10 protein-coding genes are annotated in these 20,240 nt (G+C 37.9%); all 10 read left to right on the top strand.

The window, feature by feature from the left end:
- Nucleotides 1-24 precede the first annotated feature (24 nt).
- Complete coding sequence (locus BC008_RS43780; protein ID WP_027841925.1) at nt 25-654, top strand: CIS tube protein; 630 nt, start codon at nt 25-27, stop codon at nt 652-654.
- A gap of 4 nt (nt 655-658) precedes the next feature.
- Nucleotides 659-1,831, top strand: a complete 1,173-nt coding sequence (locus BC008_RS43775; protein ID WP_027841926.1) for a phage late control D family protein — start codon at nt 659-661, stop codon at nt 1,829-1,831.
- Nucleotides 1,828-2,157: a hypothetical protein gene (locus BC008_RS43770; RefSeq protein ID WP_027841927.1), complete on the top strand. Its 330-nt coding sequence runs from the start codon at nt 1,828-1,830 to the stop codon at nt 2,155-2,157. The genes BC008_RS43775 and BC008_RS43770 overlap by 4 nt, the downstream gene beginning before the upstream one ends.
- Before the next feature lie 56 nt (nt 2,158-2,213).
- Complete coding sequence (locus tag BC008_RS43765) at nt 2,214-2,609, top strand: GPW/gp25 family protein (RefSeq protein WP_027841928.1); 396 nt, start codon at nt 2,214-2,216, stop codon at nt 2,607-2,609.
- 131 nt (nt 2,610-2,740) lie between these two features.
- Nucleotides 2,741-6,043 (top strand): putative baseplate assembly protein, encoded by a 3,303-nt coding sequence (locus tag BC008_RS43760; protein ID WP_027841929.1) that lies wholly within the window; start codon nt 2,741-2,743, stop codon nt 6,041-6,043.
- Between the two features lie 22 nt (nt 6,044-6,065).
- Nucleotides 6,066-8,588, top strand: a complete 2,523-nt coding sequence (locus tag BC008_RS43755) for a putative baseplate assembly protein (protein WP_027841930.1) — start codon at nt 6,066-6,068, stop codon at nt 8,586-8,588.
- A 1-nt stretch (nt 8,589) separates the two neighbouring features.
- Nucleotides 8,590-10,650: a phage tail protein gene (locus tag BC008_RS43750; RefSeq protein ID WP_027841931.1), complete on the top strand. Its 2,061-nt coding sequence runs from the start codon at nt 8,590-8,592 to the stop codon at nt 10,648-10,650.
- Nucleotides 10,651-10,853: 203 nt separating this feature from the next.
- Complete coding sequence (locus BC008_RS43745) at nt 10,854-12,278, top strand: helix-turn-helix domain-containing protein (RefSeq protein WP_027841932.1); 1,425 nt, start codon at nt 10,854-10,856, stop codon at nt 12,276-12,278.
- A gap of 296 nt (nt 12,279-12,574) precedes the next feature.
- The gene (locus BC008_RS43740; protein ID WP_161938228.1) at nt 12,575-19,579 is read left to right on the top strand and encodes an eCIS core domain-containing protein; all 7,005 of its coding nucleotides are present in this window, start codon (nt 12,575-12,577) and stop codon (nt 19,577-19,579) included.
- A 50-nt stretch (nt 19,580-19,629) separates the two neighbouring features.
- Nucleotides 19,630-20,202 carry a hypothetical protein gene (locus BC008_RS43735; protein ID WP_027846770.1) on the top strand — a complete coding sequence of 191 codons (573 nt, stop codon included), beginning with the start codon at nt 19,630-19,632 and terminating at the stop codon, nt 20,200-20,202.
- Nucleotides 20,203-20,240 lie beyond the last annotated feature (38 nt).

Here is a 20,240-nt window from a genome sequence, read left to right as displayed (position 1 = left end):
AATAACGTTAAAAGGAAGGTAAAAATGGCTTTAGAAAAGGCTTTTATTCTGGCAGGAAATGGAGATTTGAGCAGAAAAGAAATCGAGGTTTTATTTAATCCAACTGAATATTCTCTGGAGACAAGCAATCAATTTCAACGTACCGCAGTTCCTGGGACTGCTACACCTGCTACTCAATTTGTCAATGGTAACACTCAAACCTTAACAATGGATCTATTTTTCGATTCTTATGAAAGAGGAGAAGACGTTAGAAGCTACACAACACAAGTCACATCATTATTAGATATAGATCCAATTCTCCATGCTCCTCCAATTTGTGAATTTCGTTGGGGTTCTCTTTCTTTTAGAGCAACTTTAGAACAAGTCAATCAAACATTCACTTTATTCTTGGAATCAGGAGTTCCAGTTAGAGCAACTCTGAGTGTTACTTTCAAAGAATATAAAACTCTGAGTGAGCAGATACAAGGGGTGCGTAAAGAATCTAGCGCTGACACCAAAAGAATTATTCCCAAACAAGGCGATTCTCTATGGATGATCGCGAATAAAGAATATAAAGACTCAAGTTTGTGGCGTCTAATAGCTAACGCCAATAAAATCAGCAACCCCCGTCTTTTAACAGTTGCTCAAGAACTTATTGTTCCAGTTTTAAAATAATATTATGGATATTGTAGCTCTAGAGCAAAAATATCACAATTTATATGCTCCTACTTTTGAGATTTTAGTTGAAGGACAGGATATTCTCAAAGCAGGAGTGGAAGTAATCAGTGTAAATGTTGACAACACTTTAGATGGTGCTGATACTTTTTCTTTTATTATTTTTAATGCTTTTAATCCCATTACTAGGGAAATAAACTCTTTTGTTGAAAATGTATTAGTTTTTGACGCGGAAGTTGAAATTAAACTTGGTTACGCGAATGAAATAAAAACGATTATATTTGGCATAATTACTGCAGTCAAGATAGATTTCCTTTCTGGTGGTAACCCTGAGATAGAGGTCAGTGGTTTTGACATTTCCTATCGAATGATGAAAGAAAAAAAACCACGCTCTTGGAAGAATAAAAAAGACCATGAAGTTGTAGAAGAGATAGCAAATTATTATCAACTTCAGATTTATTCTAGTGATCCATATCCATTTCCTAATGATGAAAAAACTATAGATGATACAGAAGTTGAATATGAACAAATTGTAAAACAAGAAAAAGAAAATGATTTTGAATTTTTAACGCGATTAGCTGAAAGAAATTTTTATGAATTTTTCGTTTTTAAGAAAACACTTTTTTTTCGAAAACCAATATATAAATCACAACCAATTGTGACTTTAGAATGGCAGGTAAGTCTTATTAATTTTTCTCCAGATCTTAACATTGCTGAGCGGGTTTTCCAAATAGATGTTATTGGACAAAATACTACAGATGACAAGAAAAATATTACAGCGACAGCAAAGATTTTTAATGATGAGATTAAAAAAATTTTTCTTCATAAAATCATTAGTCATATTACAGGAGAACAATCGACCGAACAAATTATCAAGGAACAGGTTAAACAACCTGTATCATCAGAAGAACATGCTAAAAACTTAGCAAAATCTATTTTATTAAAAAAACATGAAGATGTACTCAAGGGGAGTGGAGAATCTATCGGTGTTCCCGATATTTTAGCTGGTACAAATATTGAGCTAAAAGGTTTGGGAAGCAAGTTTAGTAATACTTATTATATTGAAAAAACAAATCATAGTCTTAGTAGTTCGGGTTATAAAACAACTTTTGATGTCAAACGAGTACCCAATGAGGACGACATAATAGTTACTTCAGAAACAACACCATTATCATGAAGGATTTACGTAATTGCTTTTTTCTCCAATCACAAGACAAAACTAATGGAGCTTCGATTCGAGGAGTAGCTCTCGCAACTGTTACAAATATCTCAGAAATAAGTAATGGAAAAGTCAAAGTAAAATTTCAATGGAGAAAGTATAAAGGTGAAATTAATCAAGACCAAAATGATGAAATTACAGCGCGAATAATTACGAGTGATAAGGGTAGTACTCCTTCCGTAGATGTTCATGATGTAGTATTAATTGCTTTTGAACAAGGTAGCTTTGAATATCCTTTTATCATTGGTTTTGTTTACCCTCCCCTTAAAGATACGGAGTCATAAAATATCGAGGTAATTGTAAGTAAGAAGTAATGAGTAATTAGTAGTAAGAGATAAAAATGGCTAAAGAGTTTTTAGGAATCGGTTGGAAGTTTCCGGTAAAGGTGGACAATTCCACTGGGAAAATCTTGATATCGGAATATGAAGAAAATATTCGAGAATCAATCTGGATTATTCTTGCAACTAGTAAAGGTGAGCGAGCTATGCAACCTGATTTTGGTTGTGAAATTCATAATTTTATTTTTGCAACTCTGAGTATGACTACTTTAGGGTTAGTAGAATCAAGCGTACGAGAAGCTTTAATTCGTTGGGAACCCAGAATTGATTTGAATGAAATTAAAGTTATTCCAATTCCAAAAACTCCAGGAAACTTGAAAATTAATATCAATTATCGAGTTCGCAAAACAAATAATGCATTCAATTTAGTTTACCCATTCTATCTTCAAGGAGGATAATGATTAAGTAAAAAGTTAGAATATTATAATTAAAGTTCAAATTTAAAAGCTCAAACTAAAAACTAAAAATTCAGGGATAAAATATAAATTTTAATAACAATAATGATTGTGATTTTTTGAATAGTAAAAAAATGCGAGCACCACCAAAAATTAACACAATAAAATTTGCAAATATACTACAAGAAATCCGGAATTTAATTCCTTACTATACTCCGGAATGGTTAGTTGCTGATGATAATACTCCAGATTCAGCACTACTTAAAATCTTTGCTCATATGATTACAGGTACTCTTGAGCAGTTAAACCAAGTTCCAGAGAAAAATTTCATTGCTTTTCTGGATATACTTGGCGTTCAATTATTACCTGCTCAACAGTCTCGGGTACCCGTAACATTTTATCTCAGTCAAGGCACTGTTAAAACTATTTTGATCCCAGCAAAAACTTCGGTTTCTGCTCAATCTGCTCAAGGTGGTGACTCCATTAATTTTGAGACTGAAAGGAATATTTTAGCAACTCCTGCTCAACTGGTTGATGCTTATAGCTTTAAGAAAATGGAGGATAGTGTTTTCTCTATACCTCCATATTTTTTGGCGAAAGGAAGGTTAAATCCCGTATCTACTAAGTTAATATCTAATGTCCGGGAAGGAGATACTAGTTTATTTTTAGAAAATACTTTAGAAATTAAGCCAGGGGACATTCTTGAATTTCAAAAATTCTCGAATAATGAGTATGTAGAAGTAGATAATATTTCTGGGAAAAAAGTTACTCTTAAGGATAAACTTATTAATTCCTATAGGACAATAAATACTAGAGTTGAAAAAGTCATAAATTTTGAACTATTTACAGGAAAGAATAAACAAGAACATATTTTGTATCTGGGACATTTGGATATTTTTAATATTACCGCTAGTGTTCGCGTAACTCTAGAAATATCTAACGCACCAGAACAGCTTGTGAATTCTGAATTTGTTCAATGGGAATATTGGGGAGAAAGTCAAGAGACTAAAATTTTAGGATGGTATTCTTTTGATGATTATGAAATCGTAGATAACAATATTACTTTTATTAAAAACAATAATGATGAAATTAAAGAAAAGGAAGTTAACAAAGTAAAAAGCCGATGGATTCGCTGTGTGATTATTGATAGTACAGAAAGTGAAAGTTTAGAAATAAATAAATTAGATACTATTGAAATAGATACTATCAAAGTAACAGCAACACCTTTAGAAATAAGTGATACAACTGCAGGTGTTCCTCTCAATAAGGCATTTTACAATGATGTTCCGATTGATGCTAGCCAAGAGTTTTATCCTTTTGGTAAACAGCCCCGACAGTTGGATACTTTTTACTTTGCGAACCAAGAAGCATTTTCCAAAAAAGGTGTTACTCTGACTTTACAATTTCAAATCAAACAACCAGAAGAAGACCACAGCAATGAAATTCAAGATCCTATCCTTTCTTGGGAATATTGGAATGGAAGTAGCTGGGATAAGATTATATTTCAAGGAGATGTCTCTCAAGGAGAAACCGATGCAACAATTATTAACTTAACTCAGCAAGATGGAAGTTTTGTTGAATTATCTTTTATTTGTCCGGAAGATATCGAAAAAACAACAATTAATGGCGAATTACAATATTGGTTACGGGTACGTTTAATCAATGGTACTTATGGAAGAGAAGTAGTACAAATTAATTCTGAAAATAACGAAAATATTACTGAGTATAGATTTAATGCTCCTCTACTTGAGGATTTTACTATTACTTACGTACCGGAAGCTAGCCTTTTGGATTATTGTTTAACTTTTAATAATTTACAGTATCAAGATAAAACTGAAGAAAGCAAAACAACTGATATTACATTTAAACCTTTTGAGTCTCTTGAAGTATTACATCAATCTCTTTATCTTGGCTTTGATGCTCCTCCATTAAAAGGACCAATTAGTATTTTCTTTTCATTAGAGATACAAGCTTATACTAAGAAAAATAGACCACAACTTAATTGGGAATATTACAGCAGGAGACAAGGTAAAGGTGAGTGGGTACCTTTAGAAGTTCAAGATCTAACCAACGGTTTAACTCGAAGTGGGACAGTTGAATTTATTGGTTCTTCTGATTTTGCCCAAATATCACGCTTTGGTCAATTACTTTACTGGATTCGGGTTGTTGATGTAGAGGACAAATTTAAGCCAGAAAAGAAAATTAATAGTAACAAAAATAATAGACAAGACAATGCTGTAAATTTTGCTCCTGCTCCCAAAATTAAGGGTATCGATTTAAACACAACATGGGCTTCCCAAATAGAGACGATTAATAATGAAATTCTTGGTTCTAGCGACGGTAGAGCAGACCAAACTTTTACTTTTTCTAAGTCTCCTGTAATTTCTGAAGAACTTTGGGTAAATGAGTTTAATGCTCTTTCCAGCGAAGAGCAAAAAAATCTTTCCCGTCAGCGCAAGATTAGAGTTAGGGAAGTTAAAGATAACCGAGGAGATATCCAAGAATTTTGGGTGAGATGGGAACCTAAACAGGAATTACTCGAATCTGACCAAAATGACCGTCATTATCAAGTTGACCGAACTTTTGGACAAATTAAGTTTGGTAATGGTACACAGGGAGCAATACCCCCGATAGGTGCAAATAATATTATCGCCAATTATCAATTAGGAGGTGGAACAAAGGGTAATATTGGACGCTTTGAAATCAATGCTTTGAAAAGCTCGATCGCTTATGTGGATAGTGTTACTAATCCCGAACCTGGAGAGGGGGGTACGGATACCGAGTTACTAGAAAAAGCTTTACAACGCGGTCCACAAATATTGAAACATCGCAACCGTGCTGTAACAGTAAGTGATTTTGAATATTTAACTCGTCAAGCTTCTCGCAGTATTTCCCGAGTCAAGTGTCTACCAAATTTTAATGATCAAGGAAACTATGAACTTGGTTGGGTAACCCTGATTGTTGTTCCCAACAGTAGTGAACTTCAACCTAAACCTTCATTACTGCTAAGACAGCAAGTTGAGAGATATTTACAAAAACATACTGCAAATGTTGTTACTTCACCCAAACATCTGCGAGTCAGCGGTCCGATTTATTTTGAGGTGGTAATTGAGACGGTACTGATCGCAGATGATATTGAAGCTATATCCAATGTAAAACTTAGAGCGATGGAAATCCTTAATGCTTTTCTCCATCCCTTGACCGGTGGATACTCTAACCAAGGATGGGAATTTGGACGTTTACCTTGTTTATCTGATTTTTATGCTTTATTAGGATCTATTCCCGGTTTAGATCGTGTCGAATCTTTGATTACTAATATTACAGATGATGAAGTTAATTTACCTGCTTATACATTAGTTTCTAGCGGTCAACATCTAATTAGCGTTAAAGCAAAAAATATTTCAGAATCTAATATTTCAGAATTTACAGTTAATTAAGCAATCAACGGAAAATGCAATCATGTCACTACCTTTACCCCAGTTAGACGATAAAACTTTTGCTCAATTCATGGAAGATGCGCGGAAATTAATTCCCCGCAATGCTCCCAATTGGACGGATCATAATACTCACGATCCTGGTATCACTTTCATCGAGCTGTTTGCTTGGTTGACTGAAATCCAGCGTTATTATCTGGATCAAGTCAGGGACGAAAATTATCTCAAATTTCTCAAACTCTTGGGTGTACGACTCAAAGACGCGAATTCAGCTACTACCGATGTCACTTTTTCCTTGGTTGACCAGCAAATGTTGACACCCGTTCTGGTTCCCCAGAAAACGAAGCTAACAACTAAGGGAAAAGTTGTCTTTGAGACAGATGAATCACTATTGCTCGTCCCCGCTCAACTGGGAAAAATTATTAGTTCTTATGGAAGGGAGCGCAAAGATAATCTCGATGTCGATCGCCAGAAGGGACTTTCTTTCTATGCTTTTGGTGAAACAGCTGAGGTTGGTAATTTCTTATATCTTGGATTCGATCCACTCTATTTATTTGACTGGGATAAAGTTCCCAGTTCTGAGGAAAATGCTGATACAGAAAGATTAAAGCAGTATTTAAACCAGTATTTAGGAATCAGTTGGGTTAAAAATCTAGATAACCAAGCTATTAGCAAAATCAATGATGGAAAAATAATTGCAATCCGTGATGGGAATCGCGAACTAACTTTAGAACTTGATGAGGGGAACAACCGAGTTAAACTCGTCTCTAACTCAGAAATAAGTAGTGAGATTTATTTTTATGTTTCCAAAGAAGACGATAAGTTAAACGACAAGTTAATTGTCTATGCTCAACCATTTCCCGCTTACAAAACTATTCCTCTAACTTTTAATCTGTTTGAAAATTATCCTGTAGGTAGAGGTATTCACGGAGAACAACCTGTAGATTTTATCCCTTCAGTTTCTCTGAAATGGGAATATTATGGTGGAACTGGATATTGGCAAAAACTACGGGTAGAACGAGATGAAACCCAGGTTTTATATCAGAGTGGACGGGTTTGGTTTCATACTCCCATTGACATGAGGGTACGGAATATCTTTCCATTTCCCGAACAAATGTATTGGTTGCGTATCAAGGTCGATCGCGCTGGATATGAACTAGCACCGAAAATAAATTCAATTCTCCTCAACACTATATCAGCTACCCAGATCGATACTTTTACGGAAGTAACAACCTATTCCAGTAATGGCGAATCTGTGCAGTTATTTCCTACTTCTTATTTAACTCTTAAAGGTGACAATATTCTCCAAGTAAAGATGTCAGATGGATATTGGAAAAATGAATATTGGCAAGATTGGTATGATTATGAGTTAGATAAAACAGAAAATCACGAGGCGATCAGGATTACTTTTAGAGGAGAAATTCCCCCAGCAGCAATTAATAATGTTAGAGTAATTTCCTATTTTTCCGATTCAGATCATCCCCAGGGTCTATTCCACAGCAATGGATTACCCAATCAAAGTTTCTCCCTCGAACTATTTCCTATTGTTACTAAAACATTCCAAATTCAAGTTAAAGAAAAAATTAATAATAATTATTATTGGTGTGATTGGATTCGAGTTGATGATTTTGATGCTTCCCAACCAGAAGACCCTCATTATGTTTTAGATCCACAAAACGGTGAAATCTATTTTGGGGATGGAGTCAATGGAAATATTCCTCCTGTTTCTGATTCTCAGAACGAGTACAACATCCGCATTATTTCCTGTCAACTTGTCAGGGGAGAGCAAGGAAATGTAGAAGCTAATACTATCAATGAGATTTGCAATCCAGCTTATGGTCTGTTGGATGAACAATTCATCACCGTTAAGAATCAAAAAGCTGCTTTAGGAGGAAATTTCCACGAATCCTTAGAAGAAGGAAAGCTACGAGCAAGAAAAGAACTCAAAAGAATAGATCGCGCTGTTACTAGTGAAGATTTTGAGCAATTAACTCTTTCCACCCCTGGACTGCGGGTAGCTAGAGCTAAGGCAATTCTACCGCAAGAACAAGAACCAAATTCCCTGGTCAGAGTTGTTGTCGTACCCTACAGTGAAACCTCAAAACCAACTCAACCAAGTCCGGGGTTTTTACAAGCTGTCCATCGACATTTAAATAAACATAGGTTGATTACTACCCAAATAGAAGTCATTCCTTCCCACTTTGTTGAGGTGAGTGTTAGAGCGGTTGTGCGAATTTGGTCTGAATTTAATCCAGAGCGAACCCGTGAAGAAATTGAGAATTTTCTCAAACAAAAATTCTTACATCCTTTGACCGGGGGACGTCAAGGACAAGGTTGGTCTTTTGGTCGGACTGTTTATCAATCAGAAGTTTATCAAGCGATTGAAAACAGCAGTGAAGGGGTGGATTGTGTAGAAGATCTACAACTGCTGGTTAGGGATACAGATCGAGGAATCAGGGTCGATCGCTTGGGAAATATTCCAATTCATCCTGAGAGTTTAATTTATTCGACGAGACATCAAATCGAGATTGTCTCTGGGAGGAGTTGAGATGAAACCAAAAGAATTTCAATTTTTAGTTCTGAATACAAAAGCGGATTGGGAAGGGGGAGACCTGGACAATTTGACTGTTGGTGACGAGGGAGTCCAACTCAGATCCGGTTTGCAGTTTTTCCCCGAGCGGTTTTTCTCTAAGCAGCAACTGAGACGTTTTGATATCGTCGATTTCTCAGTGGGAGAATTGGCTCAAGTGTATTTGCTTGACGCTAAAAATCGACAAATTGTCTTGTTCGATTCTCAGCAAAACTATTCTGAGTCCATTGATTTTCTCCAAGATTTATTCGACTCTCCTACCAATATTGCTTATAGTCCCTCAACTATTTACGTCGCAGACGAATTTCAACCGTCAAACCAAACTCGTATTTATGCTTTTGCTCATCGACTTAACTGGGAAGTTCGATGGATGGTGACCCTTCCATTAGGGATGAAGCCGATCGATATGGTCGCTGATCGCGATGGAACACTATATATTTTATTAAATATTGGTGAACATCTAATTGCAAAATATGCTCCCTCGGGACAAGAAATACCAACAGCAGGATTTACTAGGGGTGACCTGATATCACCCAAAGCGATCGCTCTTGGTTCTAGTTCTAATATTATTGCTACTAATACTTCTACTTCTAATACTCTTACTTCTAATACTCTTACTTCTAATCGAGATAATAAACATATTTGTGTCCTCGACGGGGAAACAGTGGTGAGATTTAACCTTGATGGTAGTCCCACCGAATCTCAATCCAGGCTTGATTTAGGAGAATTAATTCCTCAAAGCATAGAACCCTCTGGATTAGCACTTGATGAGGAAGGAAATTTCTACATTGGCGATCGCCGTCCTTTAGGTGTGGGAGAAGAAGAAGAACGATTCATTTTTCACTTTTTCCCATCAGGGGACATCACTGAATTAGTTGCGGGTTATCGAGGTGCGGTCACAAAACTTGTCCTTGATCGCAACAATCGTCTGTTTATCTTTAATTCCAAACGTCAAGAAATCAATATTTTGCGGGGAGAAAAGCGGTTGTTAAGACCGCAGCAGCAAAGATTACCATCAGGAATTTTCCGTTCCCAAGTTCTCGACAGCACTAATCCCGGACAACGCTGGCACAAAATTGTATTAGATGCTCATATTCCAACTAATACCCAAATCAAAGTTTATTATGCCATTAGTGATGACCCCCGCGAAATTCGCCAATGGTCGGAACCTCTAATTAATCCTCGAGATGCTCTGATTCGCGGACCTGCTGGACGTTATCTTTATTTAAAAGTAGAACTGATCGGTAACGAGCGGGAAACACCAATTTTAAAAAGTTTGCGGGTGTACTTTCCTCGTCTATCTTACCTGCGTTACTTACCGGTGGTCTATCAAGAAGACGAAGAAAGTCGCGATTTTCTCGAACGCTTTCTCTCGATTTTTGAAACTAGTTTAACCAATATAGAAAAACAGATCGACCATATCGTCCGCTATTTTGATGCTGAGGTAGTTTCTGAAGATTTCTTACCTTGGTTAGCTGGTTGGTTAGCGATCGCAGTAGATGAAAATTGGACGTCAGCACAATTGCGTCAACTGATGCAAAAAGCTCCCCAACTTTACCAGCAGCGGGGTACTAGAGAAGGAATTGCTGGAACTGTAGAAATTTTTACCGGCTCTCGTCCTTTGCTCATTGAGCCTTTTCAAGTAACAAGCTTAGCTAATAGTTCAGCTAATAACCAAGTAAACCGTAGTGAATTGAAACAGCTTTATGGCGACAACCCTTTCCGTTTTTGGGTTTTGCTTGATAACTCTCATATCGAAAACGAAAAAGAACTGCAAACCTTACAACGCTTAATTGAATCAGAAAAACCAGCTTATACGGAAGCCTCGGTAAGAATATTACAACCTTGGATTGCTTTGGATCGGGAGAGCTATCTAGAGTTTAACACCCGCATATTCGAGCCAGTTTTACGTCTTCAGGAAGGAGCAGCAATTTCTCAGGATAGTACTTTAACCGACACAGAAGAATTTGCACAGATTGGAATACGTTCGAGAGTAAGTTTAGATACAGTGCTCAATTGAAGTCAAAATTCAAAAGTCAAAAGTCAAAAGTCGTACAGACGTAGCATGCTACGTCTGTACAGGAGTCAGAAATTGTAGAGACGAGACATGTCGCGTCTGTACAGGAGTCAGGAATTGTAGAGACGAGACATGTCGCGTCTCCTACAAGAAGGATAAATAACAGATACAAGAATTCAGAATTATTAAAGACAGGAGAAATCACTATGGTAAAAAATAACGGATGCTCTTTATCAACCTTTGAGCGGAACAAATATTTTTATAGTAAGCTGCTAACGGTTCGCGATTTTGAACTGGAACAAAGATATGGTATTGAAAAAAATCACCTCATCAATCGTTTGATTTTGGGGGAAGGAATTGTCTGCGGTTTAGAAATTGAACTTAAAGAGCAACAGGAAACAGATCTACTCAGCGTTAGTTTAACTCCAGGGGTTGCTTTAGATCGCTGTGGATGTGAAATTGTTGTCAGCAAAACCAAATCCGAGCAATTAGAAATCAAGTCACCGGGTAAAAAATACATCTATATTGAATATGATGAGCGTTCTAAAGAACCTGTTGCAGATTTAGCAAACGGTTCTGCTGATGAATCAGAGGGTCGTTATAACCGAATTGAAGAAAGCTATAGTCTTTCCCTTAGTTCTGAAGCACCACCAACTAAGGATTCCGATACTGAAGATTCTGATACTGAAGATTCTGATACTGAAAATTCTGACTCTGAAATGACTGCAGAATCGTTAGATGAACTAGTCCGACAATATCATAACCAAGCATTAAAAACTTGTTCTCGAAATAAATACGATCAAATTCCCTTAGCCGTAGTCGATATTTCAGAAGGAGGAGAAGCGACTCTCAATGAGGAAGAAACCCAAAAATATCGCCCCGTTCTGCGCAGTAATCCCATGTTGTACGATCTGCTCAGCCACGTCTATGATTTAACCAAAGAAGCGATCGCAACTCCCAGAATTGATGCTAATAGTTTCATATCTTCCGATGAAAGTATTACCATTACCCCAACAGAGGAACCACAACAATTTGATTTTACCCTCGCTTCTGGAATGACCGAACCAAGTACTCAAAACCGTAGCCGGGTATTTACGGGTAAGGAAGTGTTGGAATTGACAACTAATGAGGAGTTACCCAAGGGTTCTCTCCAACCTGTCACCGTTGAGATTAATGAACTCAATCCAGAAGAACCTTTTTCAGTAATGTTAGCTCCTTTATTACCTGCTACTGTTCCTCCTGTTTTTACTCCCACTTTAGGAGAACAAGATAATAAATCGGGGTTGCGTTTTGTTTTTGGTTCCCATCCTGAATTACCGCGCACCTATGTTGCTTATGTTCCACAACCCTATAATAAAAGCTTTGAAATTCACGGTTGCGACCCCAATTTAAGCGAACTTGACCTCAAGGAGGTGGAAGTAGTTTACTGGGTAATAGCTGGAGCAAAAGCACCTTCTTTAAGAGATCGAATTCTAGAATTACTTGCAAATAATCCCGAAGGTATGACTATGACCGCAATCAGTCGAGAATTGGATGTGGAGCGTTCCAGCGTAGATACCGAACTAGATAAGTTGGTCAATGAAGGTGCGATCGAGCGTAGCGGTCGTAGCAGGTATATCCTAGTTGAATAAGTCGTAGAGACGTAGCATGCTACGTCTCTACAAAGTTCAAAATTATTTATTTATATAGCTATACCTTATCGATTTATAAAATCTACTCCCTGCTCCCTGCTCCCTGCTCCCTGCTCCCTGCTCCCTGCTCCCTGCTCCCGGTTCTCCATTCCTCGTCTCAAATTTATACCCAAGACTAATTCTTCACCCCCCCCGCACCACCCATGTATGCACCAAAGCTAAAAACTGCCAATAAAAAGTCCCTTTTAACCCAGAAGAGCGCTGTTCGTCCAAGCCCTGTTCAATATAATCCACTGTTGAAGCAGCTCTCCCGGATGGGTAATGCTCCTAACCCTAGCGCGCACGCTGCTATTTTAAATCGCGCTCCGGCAAGTCAGCAATCTTCTAAACAGGAATTACTGTTACTGCTACAGCAACAGCATGGGAATGATTATGTGAATCGGGTGTTGAAAATAGCCCGGGCTAATAAAGAGGAAACATCTGTTACACCAAGGGAAAAACCAGTAATTCAGGCAAAATTAACTATTGGTCAAGCGGGGGATAAGTATGAGCAAGAAGCAGATCGTACGGCGCATCAGGTGATACAGAAGATGAGTGAATCAGAAGTTGAATCTGAGACTGCACCAAAAGAAGAACGCGCCAAAGTCGAAGAGGAAACGGATTCTCCACAAATACAACAAAAATGCAGCGGGTGCGGGCAAAAAGACGATCGGGTTCAAATGAAGCCAGAAACCGAGGCTTTACCATCAGAAGAAATGTCAGAGGAGGAAGATAAGGAAAACCTGATGGTGCAGCGTCAGCCAGAAACTGAGGCTTTGCACCCAGAAGAAATGTCAAGGGATGAAGACAATGAAGACCCGATGGTGCAGCGTCAGCCAGAAACTGAGGCTTTGCACCCAGAAGAAATGTCAAGGGATGAAGACAATGAAGACCTGATGGTGCAGCGTCAGCCGGAAACTGAGGCTTTGCATCCAGAAGAAATGTCAGAAGATGCAGACAATGAAGACCTGATGGTGCAGCGCAAGGCGACTGGAGGTAGGGTAGAAGCCACGCCAGATTTGACTAGTTCCATTCAACGCCAAAGGGGTAAGGGACAACCCCTACCAGGGCAGCTTCGACAACAACTGGAACAGGCATTTGGTAAGGATTTTAGCAGGGTGAGGATTCATGCAGATGCCAACGCAGACGCGCTGACACGCTCTATCAAAGCGCGGGCTTTTACTATCGGGCAAGATATCTTTTTCCGTCAGGGAGAATATACTCCTGAAAGTAAGCAGGGACAGGAGTTATTAGCCCATGAGTTGACTCATGTGGTGCAGCAAAATGGCGATGGGGTTAAGTCGAAGGAAGACGCAGGAGTAAAAGTTTCTGAGGTATCTGAAGATACTGAAGTACAGCATGCTTGCGCTCAGTGCGAGCAAGAAGAGAAAGCAGAAGGTGTTATTCAAGCGAAAGAAGAATCGGGTGGGTCTGTATCAAAAGAAGCACCTGAGGTAACAACAGCAACTCATGCCAGCACTTGTAATAATAAATCAAAAAGATCCAAAGGAGAAATTCCTAATGAAGGCATTACTGGACGTCCATCAATAAGCAATAGTAGGGCTGACTCAGGTTCTGATGATTGTGGTGAGCAAAATACAGGTGACAAACAAAAGGAACAAACTGAACAAGAAGAGCCATCAGGAAACAATAGTACGGCTGACTCAGGTTCTGATAATTGTGGTAACAATGAAGACATTACCGAAGGTATATCAGGAAATGACAGTACGGCTGAAGACATTACTGGAAGTGAATCAGGAAATGATAGTACGGCTGACTTAAATTCTGATGATTGTGGTAAGCAAGATGAGGAACAAACTGAACAAGAAGATTCATCAGAAAATGATAGTACAGCTGACTTAAATTCTGATGATTGTGGTAAGCAAGATGAGGAACAAACTGAACAAGAAGAGTCTTCTGATGAACAAAAGTGTCCTTCGGAAGAGGAAGGAAAGGAAGGAGAAGAAGGTGGGGGAAAACAAGAAGTTATTGAAGCAGAAAAAGGAAGTCTAGAACAAGATTCTACGTGCGAAAATAACGTTAATCAACCAGATAATACAGCTAACAAAGGTACAAAAGCTTTAAATAAAAAACCTTCAGCAAATACCTCACTAGAAGCAAAACCAAAGTTAAATCAACAAAGCTCGGCCATAACAGCCCCAAACACTCAACAAAATTTGGTAACAGGGGAATCAAATAATTCAGAAACAATAGCAGAAAAAGTCCAAGCTATAAACAACCCTAGAGATGTACAAACTGGGCTGAGAGCTACACAAGGTAAAATCATTCGGCTAACTGCGGCTAAAATAAACTTTAAATTGCCCCAAGGCGAAAAAACCTATACAGAAAATAATTCTACGGTTTTAGAAAAGCAAAGAGCTACTGCAAGCAGCATGGCAAGTAAGTTTTTGACAGACGCAGCTTTGCGAGTACACACATTTACAGAGCTAGGAGAAAGTATATCTACTCGTATTAATATAACTGCAGAAAATGCAAAAGCAGCCGTACTCTCAACAGTCCAGCAACAAAAAGATATCATTTCTGCTCAAGTAAAACAAAAACGTATTCAAGCAGAAAGTCTAGCTAGAGAAACTCAACTCAATATTGAAACACAACACGGAGAACAAGTCGGCAAGATTAACGAAAAAAATAGGGTAGCCATCGAAACTATCGGATCTAAATACACAGAAGTATTTACCGAACTTAGAGAGAAACAATCCCAATTACTTGAAAATATTGACACTTGTTATGGTAAGACTTTTGATTATTATGTATCAGCTGGTACAACTGCAGCGATCGACGCAGAGAAGATTGGAGGGAGTTATGAAACAAGATATTTACTAGAAGTTGCAGACGAAAAGGCAGAGGCTGACAAAGTCTTCCAGGAACTCAAGCAGGACATGTTCGACGAATCGAATAAATCGACAGACGTAATAACTTTTCCATCAGAATTCAGTACTTTTACTGGTGATGATGATGACAGTGTTTCTGACGAAGATTTTGTGAATAAGCAAAAAGAACTAGCTGAGCTATTAAATAAAAGTCTAACAGGTGAAGATAAAGCTAGAATAGCTCGAGAAGTTACAGATAACTATAAAATATCACTACAAAATCAAGCTAATAAACAGGCTAATGACCTTGTAGATAGCAAAAAAGATATTATTGAAAGTATTTGCTGTGCAACAAAACAAATTCGCCAAGAATTATTTAAAAATGAACGCGAGACTTATGATAATTTAGAAGAATTAAGGAAAACCAGTGTTGCAGATGCTGATTGCATCAGAACTATACAAACGAAACAGACAAATCAATATCTAGAAGGGACTCTACAATCATTAGATCGACAAGAAACTGCTCAATTACAAATATTACAGGTTTACGGCGATCGCCAAGTATCAACAATTGAAACAGATGCTCAAAAGGCGATCGCGTCGTTACAAGATGGAGTAAATCAAACTGCAACAAAGCTGCTTGATGTTCTACAGGATTCTTATAATAAATTTCAGGGAATGGAAGCTCCCCACCCTGAAGATTTGAGTATAACTATAGCAGAAATACTCGAAGTATTTGATAACGATATTGCTACAGTGCAAGAAAAAATCGAACTAGGTATTGCAACTAGCGAGCAAAGTATCAAACTAGGGGAATTACAACTTATTGATGCTGTAAATAAAATAGCTCAAGTAGGCATTGAGGAAATAGAAATAGCTTTTGAAGAAGCCAGAAAGCTATTTTCCGACTTAAATAATAGTTCAAATTGTGCATTTACAAAATCACTAGATGCTTACAGCACACAAATTGATGATTTTACTCAAGACATACAAAAAGAATTGCCTAATGCCATTAATGATTTAATTAACTCGCTTGATTGTACTGGCAAACGAATAAAGAAAGATCTAGAAAAGAGTGTACCTGAACTCAGGAAAAGTCTTTGTGGAACATTAGGTTGTTTAGAAACGGATATAGAAAACTATGTGGCCAAAGCCCATAAAGAGGAAGAAGAGAACCAAGATGATGTTAATGATGTTAATTGGTTGGATGTATTCTTAAAAGGTCTTGTAATAATTGCTGTCATTATTGCATCAATAGTCATTGCAGTTTTCACTGCTGGTTTCGGTCTTGTTGCTCAAGCCATAATTCTTCCTGCCGTAGGAGCTTTAGCTGGATTTTTATCTCAAATAGCATTTAATGCTATTGATGGTAAAGACCTAATGGAAGATACAGGCAAAGCAGCATTAATGGGTGCTATTGGCGGTTTATTTGGTACTGCTGGTGGTGTTGCTGGTAGGTTACTAGCTCAGACAGGTAAATTGGGTGTAGGAACAACTAAAGCTTTCTGGGAGTTTGGAGTTAATTCTATTTTTGATATTACTGGTGAGATAGTTGGCAATTTAGCGACAGGCGAAGAAATTACCGCTGAAGGAATTCTTATGGGTCTGGCAATTGGGGCAAGTGTTGATGGTTCGATAAATAAGCTACAAGGAATTAGTAATAGGGCTAAGGTTTCTGATACTTTTAATAAGAACCCCGATCTGGTTAACAAGCTTCCTGGTATGAAACCCCACGAAATCAATGTGCTGGCAAAAGAAACGGGGATAGATCCAGGAAAACTTCAGCAACTTTCCAAACTAAAACCAGATGAACGTAAGAAGTATGTAGAAAACGCTAAACAGCGTAATAGTAAATATGATTCTTGGGCTGGTCAAAAAATCAAAAACTTTGCTCAAGGGTTTGAGAATTACCAAAGAAGTGGGGCTGAATTTGGTCAGCGGGTTGGTTCTGCGGTAACAAGACCGATTAAGAATGCTTTTGGCGGTAGCCGTAGTGAGGCAGACGTTAGCACATCTAGTAATCGCCCCTTAGCAGACACAGAAACACCCAGAGGTTTACAACCCGACGCTGATGTACCAATGACGACAAGAGAAAGGGATATTCTTGAAGATAATACTCCAGATAATACTCCAGGGCGCACTACAGAAATCAAACCACTAGATACGGAAAAAACACCTGAGACAATTAAATCTGGCGATCGCAGCATTCACTATGATAAACCAGAAATCGATCCTGTTAACGACCCTGGTGTGGTTGCAAAACAGAAGACGGATGATGGACATGAGATCAAAGTTCTTCAAGATGGTCGCGTGATTCGCTGCTCGCGTTGTGAAGACGTAATGAAAGAAATAAACAAAATAAACGAGAAAATCAAGAGTGACAACTTAAAGGATGAAATTAATAAGATTAACCAAGAAAATGATGAAAATATAAAACTCGATCGAGCCAATCACATTCTGAAAGATCTTGAGGATCTAGATTTAACTTTGTCACCCAAGGATATTAAAAACCTAATAGATAATCGCAAAATAGAAGATATACAAAAAGATTTAACTAACGGTTTAGCTCCAACTCAAATAAGAGATTTATTGAAACTTTTGAATGAGGGAATTATAACTCAATACGAATTAGACGGATCGAGCCAAAAGAAAAGTCTATCATCAATTCTCGGAAAACCAAATGATTTTGATACTTTAAGGGATTGGGGGTATCTTTATTTTCTTGAGCAAAAAGAATTTCACAAGAACAAAATAAATGTCCAGCATGGGGGATTATCAGAAAATAATTTAAGAGAAAAATGGAAAAGTTTTATCAAACAAAACACAGAGCTTTCTGAAGACGAAACACTACAGGTGTCAATTCTCAGTTTAAAGCATAACTACGGCAATAGTTGGATTGACATGATCGATCCAACTACAGATAGAAAAGCATTTAAAGAAGCTTCCGATTGGCTTGAACAAAATAAATCGCAGTTGCCGCGCACAAGTGGAGGATTTGGAGGAGCCAAAGGACGAGCAGTACAACCAAAAGTTGATGAATATAAAATTGAAGATTTGGCCGCTAAATTTCCAAACAATAAACAAGAAATAAATGGTTATCTAGTAGTGTTTGACGATAAGGGCAATCCCTATACCAAAATGAACATACCAGATAAAAATTATTACAAGAAGGGAACTCCACAAGATTTAGGCTTGTTGAAAGAACTGCCATATCTGACAAATAAACAAAATAAACAGTGGAAACAAGAATTGGAAAGGGTTCATGTAAAAGGAGAAAGACAAAACGGATGGAAAAACCAAGGAGGGAAAACAAGTGGTCTTCCAATTTTCATAACTCGCGGCCCAAGGGGGTGGTCAGATGCTCAAAAACAACACAGAAGTGCATTAGAACAACAATTGACAGAAAACAACCGTCTAACATGGGCTACTCTTTCTTCAGGTAAGACAAAGTGGTATTTAGAGATATCCCATATGATGGGAGCTGGAACGGGAGGTCATACCCGTATAACAAATGCTTGGCCAGCATCGCTGCATCAAAATACAGAACAATTAGCAATAGAAGAAGTTTTCAGAAAATCTAATTTTCGTGACGATCTCTTACTTAAATTCACGAATTACATAAATCCAAAAACAGGGCAAGCAGACTTTATGAGGATAAAGATTTTAAACAAGCATAATCAAGACAAAATTTTTGACCACATCATGGATGCAACCAGGGGGGATATAGACAAGAACGAAGTTCGGTTGTTACAAAAGACATTAAACGAAAAAATCACAGCCTCAATTAATCAATCCAGCAGCAGTAATCCACCATCAACAAATCAAACTCCTCCACCTTCTCCTCCAGACCAACAAGCAATCGAAAGCTCACAAAATAACGCAAACAATGACAAAATTTTTACTGACGTTAGAACGAAATTGGGCGAAGCAGAACAAGGAACTATGGGGCTTGCATATCTGGAGGCAAATTATCTAGGACTGAAAGAGACTTTTGAACAAGGCTTGGCTTCTATCCGATGGGGAAACAGGGACTGGGATAGAAATCCCGCTTTCAACCAGGCTAAGCAAGATTATGAAACTGGCTTGGTTTCCATCCGAGGGGGAAACAGGGACTGGGATGGAAATCCCGCTTTCAACCAGGCTAAGCAAGATTATGAAACTGGCTTGGCTTCTATCCGATGGGGAAACAGGGACTGGGATAGAAATCCCGCTTTCAACCAGGCTAAGCAAGATTATGCAGATGGCTGGCAACAAATGGAACAATATCTGACCCAGAACCCAAACCAAATTCTCAACCCACAGCAAATCTCGAACTGGAACATACCATGGGCTTCCAAGGTTGCTAAGCAAGATTATTTGTGGTTACAAGCAACAAGAACTGACAATAATTCTGAATCCAATGGGGATGCAATGGAGATCGACCCCAGCTAAATATCAAGCATAGAAAGTATAGCTACAATGATAGACTATTAGAGGTTTTTATGAACAACAAAAATACCCCTGCTCTCTGGATCGACTCCACTCGATCGCGCTACTTTCTCATTCCCGAAAACCAGAATATTCCCCCTGGAAATTTCACCCTTTTTAACCTCACTGGTAAAAAAAAGAAAGTAGCACTAACAGCAATTTCTTCCTTTGAAATAACAGAAGAAGAAGCTAATACTCATCTCGAAAAAGAATTAAATAAGCTATTTGAACAAATCAAAATCAGTGAGGATAGTCTAGAAGAAATCCCCAAAATGCTCGAAGAAATATTCTCCGAGTCAAATATCGAAAAATGTCTCCCAGATTTTATTAACAAATTAGGAGAAATAGAAGAAAAAATAGAAGATAATCCTGAATTACTAGCACAAGTAATCTATGAATTTTACACATCTTTAAGCCAAGATTTCTTCAGCGAACGAAAAAAACGTTTAGAAGAAAAACGCCAACAAGAAATAAAAAAATCCGCAGAAGAGGCAGTGGAAAAAGCTTTAAGTTCTTTTAAAATACCCTCATTTGCAGATACAGACTGGATGTCGGAAATTAACTTTTTAGTCGATAAAGATGAGTAAATCAAAACACAAGTAAATACATGATTCATAATGAATAT

Origin of the sequence: Mastigocoleus testarum BC008, from assembly GCF_001456025.1 — a bacterium.
Taxonomy (GTDB): Bacteria; Cyanobacteriota; Cyanobacteriia; order Cyanobacteriales; family Nostocaceae; genus Mastigocoleus; species Mastigocoleus testarum.
This window is presented reverse-complemented; position numbering and strand designations above follow the sequence as displayed.